This is a genomic window from Sporosarcina sp. FSL K6-3508, assembly GCF_038615825.1.
GTDB lineage: Bacteria > Bacillota > Bacilli > Bacillales_A > Planococcaceae > Sporosarcina > Sporosarcina newyorkensis.
This window is the reverse complement of record NZ_CP152016.1, coordinates 3,232,286-3,245,468: the sequence shown is the minus strand read 5'-3', so window position 1 is coordinate 3,245,468 and position 13,183 is coordinate 3,232,286. Positions and strand designations below refer to the sequence as shown.

General features: G+C 42.6%; 13 protein-coding genes. 10 read left to right on the top strand and 3 right to left on the bottom strand.

What is annotated here, in order from left to right; all coding sequences use genetic code 11:
- Positions 1 to 109 precede the first annotated feature (109 nt).
- The 4 genes from MKX97_RS16110 to pstA all read left to right on the top strand — a co-directional run bounded on the left by MKX97_RS16110 (position 110) and on the right by pstA (position 4,308).
- Complete coding sequence (locus tag MKX97_RS16110; RefSeq protein ID WP_342536485.1) at positions 110 to 1,291, top strand: MalY/PatB family protein; 1,182 nt, start codon at positions 110 to 112, stop codon at positions 1,289 to 1,291.
- A gap of 165 nt (positions 1,292 to 1,456) precedes the next feature.
- On the top strand, positions 1,457 to 2,440 hold the full coding sequence (locus tag MKX97_RS16105) for a PstS family phosphate ABC transporter substrate-binding protein (RefSeq protein WP_342536484.1): 984 nt from the start codon (positions 1,457 to 1,459) through the stop codon (positions 2,438 to 2,440).
- Positions 2,441 to 2,502: 62 nt separating this feature from the next.
- Positions 2,503 to 3,441 carry a phosphate ABC transporter permease subunit PstC gene (gene pstC, locus MKX97_RS16100; protein WP_050804720.1) on the top strand — a complete coding sequence of 313 codons (939 nt, stop codon included), beginning with the start codon at positions 2,503 to 2,505 and terminating at the stop codon, positions 3,439 to 3,441.
- Positions 3,442 to 3,450: 9 nt separating this feature from the next.
- A complete protein-coding gene (gene pstA, locus MKX97_RS16095; protein ID WP_078818369.1) occupies positions 3,451 to 4,308 on the top strand; it encodes a phosphate ABC transporter permease PstA in 858 nt (285 codons plus the stop codon).
- On the opposite strand, the gene MKX97_RS16090 is transcribed toward pstA, so the two are convergent.
- The 3 genes from MKX97_RS16090 to MKX97_RS16080 form a co-directional block, all read right to left on the bottom strand.
- Complete coding sequence (locus MKX97_RS16090; RefSeq protein ID WP_342536483.1) at positions 4,258 to 5,451, bottom strand: SAM-dependent methyltransferase; 1,194 nt, start codon at positions 5,449 to 5,451, stop codon at positions 4,258 to 4,260. The genes pstA and MKX97_RS16090 overlap by 51 nt on opposite strands.
- A gap of 25 nt (positions 5,452 to 5,476) precedes the next feature.
- A complete protein-coding gene (gene nfsA / locus MKX97_RS16085; protein ID WP_342536482.1) occupies positions 5,477 to 6,208 on the bottom strand; it encodes an oxygen-insensitive NADPH nitroreductase in 732 nt (243 codons plus the stop codon).
- Positions 6,209 to 6,303: 95 nt separating this feature from the next.
- Positions 6,304 to 6,774, bottom strand: coding sequence for a nucleoside deaminase (locus MKX97_RS16080; RefSeq protein WP_342536481.1), 471 nt, complete (start codon positions 6,772 to 6,774; stop codon positions 6,304 to 6,306).
- Positions 6,775 to 6,952: 178 nt separating this feature from the next.
- Between MKX97_RS16080 and MKX97_RS16075 the strand changes: the two genes are divergently transcribed.
- The 6 genes from MKX97_RS16075 (at position 6,953) to MKX97_RS16050 (ending at position 13,175) form a co-directional block, all read left to right on the top strand.
- Positions 6,953 to 7,630 carry a VOC family protein gene (locus MKX97_RS16075; protein ID WP_342536480.1) on the top strand — a complete coding sequence of 226 codons (678 nt, stop codon included), beginning with the start codon at positions 6,953 to 6,955 and terminating at the stop codon, positions 7,628 to 7,630.
- A 52-nt stretch (positions 7,631 to 7,682) separates the two neighbouring features.
- Positions 7,683 to 8,951: a GTPase HflX gene (hflX, locus tag MKX97_RS16070; RefSeq protein WP_340760633.1), complete on the top strand. Its 1,269-nt coding sequence runs from the start codon at positions 7,683 to 7,685 to the stop codon at positions 8,949 to 8,951.
- Positions 8,952 to 9,417: 466 nt separating this feature from the next.
- Entirely contained in the window at positions 9,418 to 10,287 is an 870-nt protein-coding gene (locus MKX97_RS16065; RefSeq protein ID WP_078818287.1) for a DUF6612 family protein, read from the top strand.
- 236 nt (positions 10,288 to 10,523) lie between these two features.
- Complete coding sequence (locus MKX97_RS16060) at positions 10,524 to 11,474, top strand: ABC transporter permease (protein ID WP_078818286.1); 951 nt, start codon at positions 10,524 to 10,526, stop codon at positions 11,472 to 11,474.
- Positions 11,467 to 12,417 carry an iron chelate uptake ABC transporter family permease subunit gene (locus MKX97_RS16055; RefSeq protein WP_342536478.1) on the top strand — a complete coding sequence of 317 codons (951 nt, stop codon included), beginning with the start codon at positions 11,467 to 11,469 and terminating at the stop codon, positions 12,415 to 12,417. The genes MKX97_RS16060 and MKX97_RS16055 overlap by 8 nt, the downstream gene beginning before the upstream one ends.
- Complete coding sequence (locus tag MKX97_RS16050) at positions 12,414 to 13,175, top strand: ATP-binding cassette domain-containing protein (protein ID WP_009498920.1); 762 nt, start codon at positions 12,414 to 12,416, stop codon at positions 13,173 to 13,175. Before MKX97_RS16055 ends, MKX97_RS16050 begins: the two co-directional genes overlap by 4 nt.
- Positions 13,176 to 13,183: the final 8 nt, after the last annotated feature.

Sequence of the window (13,183 nt, the reverse complement as noted above, 5' to 3'; positions counted from 1 at the left end):
GAAATGCCGAAAAAAATCCTAGCGCCTAGAGAGGAAGCGAAACGGTACGTATGGTACAATCTGAGTAGACTGATAGGTGTGAAAATTTAAGCGACTGGGAGGATTATATATGAAAAAGGAAGAGTTTTTGGAGCGGTATGCAATTGAACGAAAAGGGACAAATTCATTGAAGTGGGATAAGTTAGAGGAGCGATTTGGTAACGCCGATTTGCTGGCTGCTTGGGTGGCGGATATGGAATTTAAAGTACCTGAGCAAGTTGTAGAAGCTCTTAAAGAAAAAGTGGACCATGGCGTGTTCGGTTATACATATGCACCCGATTCTTACTACGAAGCCTTCATTGGCTGGGAGCGCGAACGTCATGGTTACGAAGTGAAAAAAGAATGGATGCGTTTTTCAACAGGTGTGGTGACGGCACTCTACTGGTTTGTGAATGCCTTTACGAAACCTGAAGATGCAGTCATTATTTTATCGCCAGTTTATTACCCGTTCAGCAATGCGGTGAAGGACACTGGACGAAAACTTGTGAGTAGTGAGCTCATTAATACTGGTGGCAAGTACACTATCGACTTTGAAGACTTTGAAAAGCAAATCATCGATAATGATGTGAAGTTGTTCATTCATTGTACGCCGCATAACCCGGTTGGACGTGTATGGACTGCGGAGGAAGCAGAAAAATTGTTGTCGATTTGTGATAAACATAACGTCCTAATCGTCTCTGATGAAATCCATCATGATATGACATTTGATGATCACACGCATCTTCCATCTGCAATTGTAGCGGACGGTAAGTTCTCGGAACGCATCGTTACGGTAACGGCAGCATCCAAGACATTTAATTTGGCGGGGCTTTTGACTTCACAAATTATTATAGAGAATGAAGAGTTGCGCGAACAGTTCGATCGATTTGTAAAGTCAGTCAATCAGACGGAAGTGAATCTACTTGGTATGACGGCTTCTGAAGCGGCATTCCGACACGGAGCGGATTGGCTGGAAGGTTTACGTGCAGTCGTGAAATCGAATGAACGTTATGCAGTGGAACAATTTGCAGAGCATGCGCCGGAATTGGTTATCAGTCCGCTGGAAGGAACGTATCTATTATGGATTGACTTGCGTCCTTATATCAATCCAGAAGGCGTTAAAGAATTTGTACAGGATACATGTAAGTTAGCAATCGATTATGGTGAATGGTTCGGTGAAAAATCCAGAGGCTTTATTCGCCTGAATTTAGGGACAGAGCCGCGACATATCAAACAAGCTGTCGATAGTATCATTGAACACTTACCAAAATAAGAGAAAAAGCAAGGAATGGATGGAGATTTTTCGATCCTGTTCCTTGCTTTTTCTTTTTTTTTCGCTAATTAACACAACCTTTACATACGATCCACACTGGCTTTACATTCGCCTAGTATAGTCGTAATTGTAGAAACGATTAAACGAATGGAAAGGGCGATCAGCATGCAGAAGAAAAAGGCAGTATGGTGGGTAGGAATGTTATTTGCGGCTATATTCATGGCGGCGTGCGGCAACGCAGACGCAAACGAATCGAATCAAGATGAGGAGCAGGCAAGCAAACCAGAAAAGCTAGAAGGAAGTGTGGTCATTGATGGATCAGGGACGGTTTATCCATTGATGGCAAAAATCGCCGAAGAATATATGATCAATGAACAAGAAGACGTCTCAGTGGAAGTCAGTCGTGCAGGAACAGGTGCAGGCTTCAAAAAGTTCCTTACAGAAAACGGTACAGACTTTAACGATGCATCTCGCCCAATAAAAGATGAAGAGAAAGAAGAAGCAGAGAAACTTGGCATGGAAGTAAAAGAATTGAAAGTAGCGCTAGATGGATTGACGTTTGTCATCAACAAGGAGAATGACTGGGCAACTGAAATGACGCCAGAACAATTAATCAGCATTTTCGTAGCGGATAGCGGTGTAACGAAATGGTCGGATATCAATCCAGAGTGGCCAGCAGAAGAGATCAAGCCAATGGGACCTAATGAAAACCATGGAACATACGAATTCTTCTATGAAAAAGTGTTGGAAGAACAAGATATGAGCGACCATATCAATTTACAGCAAGAGTACTCTACATTAGTGAATCTAGTGTCTGAAGATAAAAACGGAATTGCATTCTTCGGTTACGGTTACTATGTAAACAACGAAGATCAACTGCAAGCAGTCAGTGTAGACTTTGGAAAGGGTGCAGTGGAACCGGCCATGAATACCATCGCGGAAGATGGGGCATACGCACCATTCACTCGTCCTGTATTCACATATTTGAATGTGGATCACGCAAAGGAAAAACCTCAAGTTTTGGATTTCACGCATTATTTAATAGAAAATATGAATAAATTCGCAGCAGAAACTGGATTTGCTCCAATCCCTGAGAATGAAGCAATCGAGAACTTAGAATACTTACGAACGTTACAAGAGTCTAAATAAGATGGACGATGCGGGAGGAGATATCCTATCTCACTCCCGTATTACATATAGGGAGTGAAGAAATGCTTACTAGGCAAGAAAACTCAAAAGACATCCACTTCCGACAGATAGCAGAACGGCATCAACGTCGGAAGGCACGCGAACGATTGATCCCGATTGGCCTGTTTTTGCTGACATTTCTATCGATCGTCACAACGATTGGTATTGTCATCGTTTTATTATCCGAGACAATTAGCTTTTTTCAACGAGTTTCCATATTAGAGTTTTTCACAGGGACGGTCTTAAAACCATTAAGTCAAACTCCCCAATTCGGCGTTTTGCCACTCCTGACAGGGACCATTCTTTCTACATTAATTGCGATGGCAGTGGCGATTCCATTTGGTTTAATGACTGCGATCTATTTGAGTGAGTACGCTTCTGCGAGGTGGAGAAAGTTTTTGAAGCCTGCCCTAGAACTACTTGCGGGAATTCCGACAATTGTCTATGGTTTTTTTGCCTTCACTTTCGTAACGCCAATCTTGCGTGACTGGATTCCGAGTCTCCAAGCAACCAACTTATTAAGTCCGGGGATTGTCATGGGAATTATGATTATCCCAATGGTTGCATCTTTATCAGAAGATGCCATGCGTTCTGTGCCAAACTCTTTACGCGACGGTGCATTTGGCTTAGGTGCCACCAAGCTCGAAGTAACTCGTAAAGTCGTCATTCCAGCAGCACTCTCGGGCATTATCGCCTCCATTGTATTGGGAATTTCACGAGCAATTGGAGAAACAATGATTGTCACGATTGCGAGCGGTAGTTCGAAAAACTTTACACTGGATGTTACGGAGTCTATGCAAACCATGACCGCCTATATTGTTGAGGTGACGGGTGGCGATGCTTCTGCAGGCACGACAATCTACTATAGTTTGTATGCTGTTGCCATGACGTTATTCGTGTTCACGCTTGTAATGAATATGTTGGCACGTTATATTTCCAAGAAGTTTAAGGAGGAGTACTAAGTGGTGAGTATGAGAAGTTTTCGAGGTCGAATGATCAGCAATCAACTCGCGAAATTTGTTTTTCTGTCGGCTTCCTTATTCGGACTGCTGGTGCTCTTCGTGCTGTTGTATCGTGTGATCGAACAAGGAATTGGATGGTTGAACGCGGATTTCCTTACTGGCCGCCTTTCTACACAGCCTGAAAAGGCAGGGATCAAAGGCGCGATTTTAGGGACATTATGGCTCATGGCAGTAGTTATTCCAATTACGACAATAGTAGGGGTTGGAACGGCCATTTATTTGGAGATGTACGCGAAAAAGGGGAAGATGCGTGAGCTGATCCAAACGAATATCGCGAACTTAGCAGGGGTTCCTTCTATTGTCTATGGAATTTTAGGGATGACAATATTTGTTCGGGCGCTCGATTTCGGAAATATTGTGCTGGCTGGGGGATTGACGATGTCATTGCTAGTCTTGCCAATTGTAATCGTGTCCAGTCAGGAAGCATTGCGTGCGATTCCCGCTTTCCTTGGAGAAGCATCTTATGGATTAGGCGCTACGAAATGGCAAACCATTCGTTCCGTTTTGTTACCAGTCGCGTTGCCTAGTATCTTGACAGGATCCATTCTGGCTTTGTCTCGTGCGATAGGCGAAACCGCACCGCTAGTAGTCATCGGGATACCAGCGTTGCTAATGCCGATCCCGATGAGTATCTTTGATAAGTTCACGGTGTTGCCGATGCAAATCTATTATTGGACGATGGATTCATCATTGCTTGCCGAATACGCTAACTTGGCAGCTGCGACTATTCTTGTACTGCTGACGGCCTTATTTTTATTAAATGCCTCTGCTATTGTCATTCGGAATAAATTTGAGCAACGATTCTAATTCTTTTTCTAAAAATGGTTTTGCTTGCAGCATGTTACGGAATGCAACGTAGCGATCAATCTGAGCTTGATCAGGTCGCAGACCATCACGGTAGGCTCGGATTAAAATGTTTTTTGGAGTATGCTCCATATCGATAAATTCTACAAGTTGTGCTTCATAACCGACCAATGAAAGCAATTGTGCACGGATCGAATCCGTAGCTAAAGCGGCGAACCGTTCCTTCACCAAGCCGTGCTGCAGCATAACATCCAGTGCAGGTGCTTCCAATTGGGAAAACAACTCATGCTGGCAGCAAGGAACGGACAGGATAACGGATGCTCCCCATGTGACCGCCTTGGCGAGCGCCATATCCGTCGCCACATCACATGCGTGAAGTGTCACGACCATATCGACTGCAGTGTCCCCTTCATATTCATTGATATCGCCAACCAAGAATTCCAATTGATCGTACTGTAAATCGCGTGCAATCTCCTGACATTCCTCTATTACTTCCTTTTTCAAATCCAATCCTGTGACACGGATATCCAAACCTTTTTCGATTCGCAGATAATGATAGAGCGCAAACGTCAAATATGATTTTCCGGAGCCGAAGTCCAAAATGCGGATCGTTCGGTCTTTGGGCAAATAGGAAAGTGTATCATCAATCAACTCAACGAAACGATTGATCTGCCGAAACTTGTCATGCTTCTGATTCTTTACTTTCCCTTCTGGTGTTTGGACGCCGAGCCGGACGAGGAACGGGTAAGGAGTGCCTTCTGTCAGCGCATAATGCTTTTTGCGGTTATGCGCATAGTCAACGGTCTTCTCTGTATCGAGAAAGATTCGTTTGATAGACACCTTCATCTTCTTCGAAAGTTGAATCTGTATCGTCTCATCCGTTAATTCAATATGGAATTGTTTATAATGCTCCAGAGCATGCCGCAAAGGCTGTTTGATCTCCCCTAGGGCAACATTCTCATGCTTAAGGATGCGCTCATGCTGATATTCAAATTGTATATAAAATTCACCTTTTAGTTCGAGAGGCTTCAGCTTAATTCGTTTAATTTCATTCGACTTCAAACGCGGACGACTAATGGTAGCTCGAATGAACGTTCCATCCGTCATCCGTCTCTGCAGTAGTTCCAGTACTTCATCTACTGACATTCATTTACACTCCTGTCTTTCTCGGTTATTTAAATAGGAAGCCTTGTTTCTCCAAAAACGTTTTGATATCCAGACGGCGGGGCTTTTCTAGGAAGTCCGCCATTTGTTCTGTCCACGTCGATTCCTTTTGATTGGAGTCGCGAGTTGCGTAATATTCTTTAATAATTTCATCGTATGCCGGCAAAATAGTAGCGTATTTCTCCTCATTATAGCTGTTTTCATGTAACACAGCTTCTACAGGAAGACGCGGCTTAACTCCATTTGCTTCATTCGGCACACCGATCGACATGCCGAATAAAGGGACGACACCTTTTGGCAATTCAAGTACTTCCGAAATCTCTTCGATTGCATTCCGAACGCCACCGATATAGCAGATGCCATAGCCTTTTGATTCGGCCGCAATCGCGACATTTTGTGCGAATAAGCCTACATCAATTGCGCCAACCAAGACATTTTCAGCGACGGAAAAGTCGATTTCCCTGTCGTGCAAGCGAGCGGCATGCGACAAACGATTATAGTCCATGCAAAAAACGAGGACTGCACCCGCTGTATAAAACTGACGTCGGTTTTTAGATAACTCCGCTAATTGTCCGCGCTTTTCGGTATCTGTTACATAGATGACAGAGCAAGCCTGTACAAAGTGTGAACTGGCCGCATGCTGACCTGCCCGGACTAATTCTGTTACAGTTTCCTTTGTGATCGGTTCATCCTTATATCGACGAACTGAAGCATGAGACGTTAATAATTCGATTACCATAGGATCCCTCCGCATTTTTTCTGCAGGAGATTTTTTTCCTCCTGCATTTCTTCCTTCATCCTACACTATTTGGAGACTTCAGGAAACTCTCAGACTTACTTGGATTGCCGCTTTTTCCATTCAATAAATGGCTTTGTCGAATTATCTGTTTTTTGCTGAATGAATGGAATAGAACGCTTTTCTGGTGGTAGCTGTTGATCGGGGAAGAAGTCTTGGACAGGGTTCGTGAATCCTACTTCCATATATGCGTCCTGTTTACTACAGGCGTAGATGATTTCACCAACAGCTGACCAGTATGACGCGCCGAGACACATTGGGCACGGTTCCCCACTTGCATATAATACGCAGTCAGATAGATCAAGAGTTTGTAATTTTGTGCATGCCTCCCTAATAGCCAGTAACTCTGCATGGGCGGATGGATCACATGTAGACTCTACGAGATTCGTACCAGATCCGATAATTTCACCGTCTTTTACTACGATTGCTGCAAAAGGACCTCCGCCATTCACAACATTATCTGTAGCCATTTCCACTGTATGCTCTAACCACTTTTTATGATTCATCATTATTTCCTCCTGTCGAATAGTTAAATTTCCCGGGAAATAGTGTCGGGTCTTCTGACTTCATCATACAAAACTTTGCAGACATAGACAAAATAATCAAACAGACTGTAGGGTGAAAAAACGTTTTTAGATGTGGAGGTTTGTTATGATAAGGAAACAATGGCGTCAGGAGTGATATTCAATGAAATTGGATCATGTGGTTTATTTTACCAATGAAAACTTGAAGAATGTAGTTGAAGAGCAAAACCGAAAAGGATACGGCGCTGTGATGGGTGGGCGTCATGAGAAATGGGGAACGGCCAATGCCTTGCTCTATACAAATAACGCGTACATCGAATGGCTGACAATTGAAGATAGAGAAAAGGCGGAGAAAGCAGCTGTCGATCAACCGCTTGTTGCGCAGTTCCTACATGACAAGCAATACGGAGACGGCTGGGCAACGGTTTGCTTTTCTGTCGATCGGATGGAAATATGGAAAGAAGAGCTAGATAATAAAGGTTTTCAGACGACTGATATCCTTTCTGCATCGAGAAGAACTGAAGAAGGACAGTTCCTGCGTTGGAAAATGTTGTTTATAGAACAGACTCCGACGAGTGAATTACCCTATCCATTTTTCATTGAATGGGCAGAACCGGAGAAGCAGGGAGCACGTCGTTCTTCACATAAAGAGAAACAGATTACAGAATGTATCATTCATGTTGAAGACCCATTAAGAGAAACAGGGGAATGGGCCGTCTTACTATCACAAAAAGTCGGGGATAAGAATGATATCCGAGTAGGCGATGTTCTGTTTCGTTTTGAGGAAAAACAAGGTACGCCTGAGCGCCTGGCAGCTGTCCGTTTGTTACATAACGATTAGTTAGCAGGACGAAGGGTAAACTATGTAAAAAGATGTTGGGGAGGATACAGGAATGGATGTATTAGTGGAAGAGGCAGTAATCGTCGGAGTACATGAACAAAAAGATCTGCATTTCGAGTATGCGATGGAAGAGCTGCGCAACTTGGCAGAAGCAATTGACGTAAAGGTAATCGGTGAAGTGACTCAAAATTTAGAACGAAGAAACCCATCTCATTATTTAGGTAAGGGAAAGATCGATGAGATTCGTCAAGTGTACGAAGAGACTGGCGCAAATTTATTGATCTTCAATGATGAATTGTCTCCATCGCAATTACGTAATCTAGAAAAAGAGCTGGAGTGCAAAATCATTGATCGAACGATGCTCATCTTGGACATCTTTGCGCGGCGAGCGAGAAATCGGGAAGCGCAAATGCAAGTAGAATTAGCCCAGCTACAGTATACTTTGCCACGCCTAGTCGGTTTGCGTGCTTCATTGAGCAGACAAGGTGGCGGCACAGGCGGCGGTTTGCAAAACAAAGGAGCGGGAGAAACGAAATTAGAGCTCGATCGCCGGAAAATTGAAGATCAGATTGCCAAGCTGCGTCGCGAATTAGAGCATGTGAAAGATCAACGTGAAACCCAACGGAAACAACGAGTACGCAGCGGCATTCCCGTGGTTTCGATTGTCGGCTACACGAATGCCGGCAAGTCGACGTTGATGAATCGTCTGTTACAATACACGGATGCAGACCAGTCAAAGGAAGTCAGCGAAAAAGACATGTTATTCGCGACGCTAGAGACAGCGGTGAGAAAAATCAAACTGCCCGACAAGAAGGAATTCATCCTCACTGATACCGTTGGATTTGTATCAAAGCTACCTCACCATCTTGTCCAAGCATTCCGTTCTACATTAGAGGAAGCGAAAAATGCAGATTTACTTTTGCATGTCGTGGATGTTTCAGATGAAGAGCATGGCCATATGATGGACGTGACGAATGAAACGTTGGAAGACATTGGTGTGGAGAGCATTCCAACTGTAAATGTTTACAATAAAGCTGACTTGGCAGGGATTACATATCCGCGTACACAGGAACAAAGTATATGGATGTCTGCCGGGAAAAATGAAGGAATACCGGAGTTGTTAAAGTTAATTGAGCAAAATTTATTCAGACAATATATAACGTGCAAATTGTTGATTCCGTATGATCGCGGAGAAATTGTCTCACATTTGAATGAGACGGCAGCAATCAAAGAGACTGATTACGAAGAAGAAGGAACGTTGATTACGGTAGAAATGCCGGAAAGTGAATGTGAACGATTAGCGAAGTTCATAGTGGATTGATGGAAACTGAAAGAACGTGCCAAAAGTGCCCAGAACCGAGCGAAGCATACGTTGGACCGCGCCATGCGATAGTGAAACCGAACCAAACAACAATACGACCGAACCAAAAATCCGCTCAGCCGCTCCATTAACCTCTCGCACCGCACTATTTACGATAAGACACAAGGATTTCTCGAGAGAGCAAAAAAGGGCTGCATGCGCAATGCATGCAGCCTAAATCCTTTTATCTTTATAAGAAGAGAAAGGGGGTGGGATGATTCTAGTTTGCCCGCTCTCACTTTTTCTAAACCTTTTCTAAGAAATAGAGTATAAATACCTAATGCGCTCGTTTTAATTGCCCATGAGTGTTTTGGTTAGATTTGGTATAAACGGTTCGTTTCATTAAAAATCAGCATTTTTTTGAACCTTTTTTATTTTCCTACCGTACAACTAAGTGAAGTCATTATATAAGAGGAGAGATGGACAAATGAAAAAGTGGATAATGATCTTAGCTGCCAGTGTGTTGGCATTAGTGTTAAGCGCTTGTGGGCAAACGGCTACACCAAAAGAAGATTCAGAAACCGGCAAGGAAGATAAAGTTATAGAGAAAAGTGACCTCACTGTCGAAGAAGTAATGGAGAAGGCAAATGCTGCAAGTGAAACACTGCAAAGTATGCATGCCGATATGGAAATTACACAAAACATGCAAATGGGTGAAGAAGAGCAAGTCGTAAATTCTACAATTGACATGGATATGATTCTTGAACCACTTGCAATGCGTCAAACGATGAATATGGAAATGGCTGGCGAAGAAATGGCAATGGATCTGTATATGACGCAGGATGGGTTCTTCATGAAAGATCCTGAGTCAGGAGATTGGATGAAGCTTCCGAACGAGATGTATGAAGAAGTAGCAGGCCAAGTAGCAGGTTCAGCAAATACACAAGTAGATTACTCACTCTATGAGCAGTTTGCCGACGATTTCAAATTTGAGCAAACAGATGATGAATATGTACTTCATTTGAAGGGATCGGGCGAAAAATTCAGCGGGCTGATGAAAGATTTGATGAAAGAAAATATGCCGGCAGGAATGGACGAAGCCCAGTTGGATATGATTTCTCAGATGGAGATTGAGAGTATCGACCTTGAATTCACAATTGATAAGAAAACCTTCTACACGAAGAATCTTGACATGGACATGGTGTTGACAATGGAAGAACAGGGCCAACAAGTGAAAGTAGCGCAAAAAATAAAAGGTGATATTTCGAAAATCAATGAAATCGATGAAATCAAAGTGCCGAAAGAAGTCATTGACGGTGCGGTAGATATTAACGAAGCAATGGAACAACAACAATAAGCAAAACGAAAAGCTGTCTTCTATTATAGAAGGCAGCTTTTTCATGTATCGATCACGGTGTATTGCATGGTGCTGGCTACAATTCAATTCCTCCGGCTCAATGACACAATCTGTTGATAATGATTTTCAATTAGGTATTGACATCATAATCAAAATTGTTTAATGTAAGTAGTGAGCGAATGATAATCATTTTCATTTAAGTGAGAAAGCTCAAATATTCGATATCGGAGTTCTTCATGAAGAAACGTTATTTAATTACAGCCGTAATTCTATTGTCATTTCTTTCGCTGTTCGTGGGAGCCATTCGAATTTCACCAGCGGATTTATTGGATTTACGCTCAGAAGAAACAGAAATTTTTTTAATTAGTCGAGTGCCACGGTTAGTAGCTATTTTGCTGGCTGGAGCGGGGATGAGTATTGCCGGGCTGATTATGCAGCAGTTAAGCCGTAATAAGTTCGTCTCACCTACGACAGCAGGAACACTGGATGCGACACGACTTGGAATACTAGTGTCCATGCTGATGTTTACAAATGCAACATTATTTGAAAAGATGGCAGTTTCCTTTGCCTTCGCGCTACTAGGTACATTTTTATTTATGCAAATATTGGACCGTATTAAATTTAAAGATGCCATTTTCATTCCGCTTGTCGGTTTGATGTTTGGGAACATCCTCTCTTCTATCACTACATTCTTTGCATTCAAGGCAAACGTAATCCAGAATATGTCGGCTTGGTTGCAAGGTGACTTTTCAATGATCATGAAGGGACGCTATGAGCTTTTGTATATTAGCATACCTGTCTTAATCATTACATATTTATATGCGAATCGTTTTACGGTGGCTGGAATGGGTGAGGATTTTTCTAAAAACTTAGGGTTGGCGTATAAACGAATCGTCAATATCGGCTTGATTTTAGTTGCACTTATTACGACAACAGTTGTGTTGACGGTCGGTATGATACCGTTTCTCGGATTGATCATCCCGAATATCGTATCGATTTTCAAAGGTGACCATCTGCAGAAAACTTTACCGCATACTGCATTGCTTGGGGCAATCTTTCTTCTCGTTTGCGACATTTTAGGAAGAGTCATCATTTTCCCATACGAGATTTCGATCAGCTTAATGGTCGGTGTCATCGGAAGCGGAATTTTCCTCTACCTGTTGTTTAGGGGGAAAGCGTATGCGTAATTCAACGAAACTATTGATTTTGACTGCATTTGCACTATTGTTTTGTGGATTGTATTTATTTCAAGGTTTGAACGGCAGCTATGACTATGCACTTCCTCGAAGGGCAATCAAAGTCGTTGCGATGATTCTGACAGGCGTTGCGGTCGCGTATTCTACAGTCATTTTCCAGACGATTACGCATAACCGGATTTTGACGCCAAGTATTATGGGGCTAGACTCTCTTTATGTCTTATTGCAGACCGTTCTTGTATTCTTTTTTGGATCTACCCATTTTGTGCTGATTAATCAGCAGTTCAACTTTATGCTGTCAGTTGGGGCTATGGTCTTGTTTGCCTTAGCACTTTATCACTTTCTATTCGGTAAGGGAAATCGTCCTATTTACTTCTTATTGTTAGTGGGCATCATCGTCGGTACATTCTTTGGAAGTATTTCGACATTCCTGCAAGTTATGATTGATCCGAATGAATTCATGCGAGTGCAAGATAAAATGTTTGCGAGTTTCAACAATATTAACGGCGATCTAGTTTGGTGGGCATTTGGAATATTGATACTTACGCTAATTATTGGTTGGCGCTATATCAATGAATTAGATGTTCTGTCATTAGGTCGTGATACTGCCATTAACTTAGGTGTATCCTATCAGTCGGTAGTCAAGCTGATGCTGATTTTGTCGGCTGTCTTAATTGCCGTATCGACTGCGTTGGTCGGTCCTATTACTTTCTTTGGACTCATTGTGGCCAATCTATCGTATCAATTCTTCAACACATTCAAACACTCTGTCTTAATTGCAGGAGCATCTGTTATGAGTGTGATAGCACTGGTCGGTGGGCAATGGATCGTGGAGCGTGTCTTCTCTTTCTCAACTACATTGAGCGTGATCATTAACTTTGTCGGTGGCGTGTACTTTATCTATTTACTATTAAAGGAGAGTCGATCCTCATGATTCAGGTTCGTGAGCTAACTAAGTTTTATGGAAGAAAAGCAGTCGTCGAAAAGGTCAATGTGAATATACACCGTGGTAAAATCACGTCATTCATTGGACCGAACGGGGCTGGTAAATCTACTCTTCTGTCGATGGTAAGCCGATTAATGGATGCAGATACCGGTGAAGTACTGCTCGATAAAAGTAAAGTGAAAGATATGAAGTCTAATGATTTTGCTAAACGTGTAGCCATTTTGAAGCAATCGAACTTCATGAATGTCAAGTTGACCATCCGCGAACTCGTCGGATTCGGCCGTTTCCCGCACTGTAAGGGCCGTCTTCACGAAGAGGATGAACGGATGGTAGATCAGGCATTGGAGTATATGGGCTTGATGGATATGCAGGAAGCGTATTTAGATGAATTGTCAGGCGGCCAGCGTCAGCGTGCTTTCATTGCCATGACAATCGCTCAAGATACGGATTATATTTTATTGGATGAACCACTCAATAACTTAGATATGAAACATTCCGTACAAATCATGAAGATTTTACGTCAGCTGGTTGATGATCTTGGAAAAACTGTCGTAATTGTACTGCATGATATCAACTTTGCTTCAGTCTATTCCGATCGGATCGTGGCATTAAAAGAAGGCAGGATCGTCAAGGACGGTCCGACGAACGATATTATCAATTCGGAGTCATTACGGGAAATCTATGATATGGATATTCCGATACAACAAATGAAAAATTGCCGTATTTGCGTCTATTTTAACTCTTAAAAAAGTGA

Coding starts and splice junctions, on each gene's coding strand:
- MKX97_RS16110 (WP_342536485.1), top strand. CDS start 110: ATGAAAAAGGAAGAGTTTTTGGAGCGGTATGCAATTGAACGAAAAGGG.
- MKX97_RS16105 (WP_342536484.1), top strand. CDS start 1,457: ATGCAGAAGAAAAAGGCAGTATGGTGGGTAGGAATGTTATTTGCGGCT.
- pstC (WP_050804720.1), top strand. CDS start 2,503: ATGCTTACTAGGCAAGAAAACTCAAAAGACATCCACTTCCGACAGATA.
- pstA (WP_078818369.1), top strand. CDS start 3,451: ATGAGAAGTTTTCGAGGTCGAATGATCAGCAATCAACTCGCGAAATTT.
- MKX97_RS16090 (WP_342536483.1), bottom strand. CDS start 5,451: ATGTCAGTAGATGAAGTACTGGAACTACTGCAGAGACGGATGACGGAT.
- nfsA (WP_342536482.1), bottom strand. CDS start 6,208: ATGGTAATCGAATTATTAACGTCTCATGCTTCAGTTCGTCGATATAAG.
- MKX97_RS16080 (WP_342536481.1), bottom strand. CDS start 6,774: ATGATGAATCATAAAAAGTGGTTAGAGCATACAGTGGAAATGGCTACA.
- MKX97_RS16075 (WP_342536480.1), top strand. CDS start 6,953: ATGAAATTGGATCATGTGGTTTATTTTACCAATGAAAACTTGAAGAAT.
- hflX (WP_340760633.1), top strand. CDS start 7,683: ATGGATGTATTAGTGGAAGAGGCAGTAATCGTCGGAGTACATGAACAA.
- MKX97_RS16065 (WP_078818287.1), top strand. CDS start 9,418: ATGAAAAAGTGGATAATGATCTTAGCTGCCAGTGTGTTGGCATTAGTG.
- MKX97_RS16060 (WP_078818286.1), top strand. CDS start 10,524: ATGAAGAAACGTTATTTAATTACAGCCGTAATTCTATTGTCATTTCTT.
- MKX97_RS16055 (WP_342536478.1), top strand. CDS start 11,467: ATGCGTAATTCAACGAAACTATTGATTTTGACTGCATTTGCACTATTG.
- MKX97_RS16050 (WP_009498920.1), top strand. CDS start 12,414: ATGATTCAGGTTCGTGAGCTAACTAAGTTTTATGGAAGAAAAGCAGTC.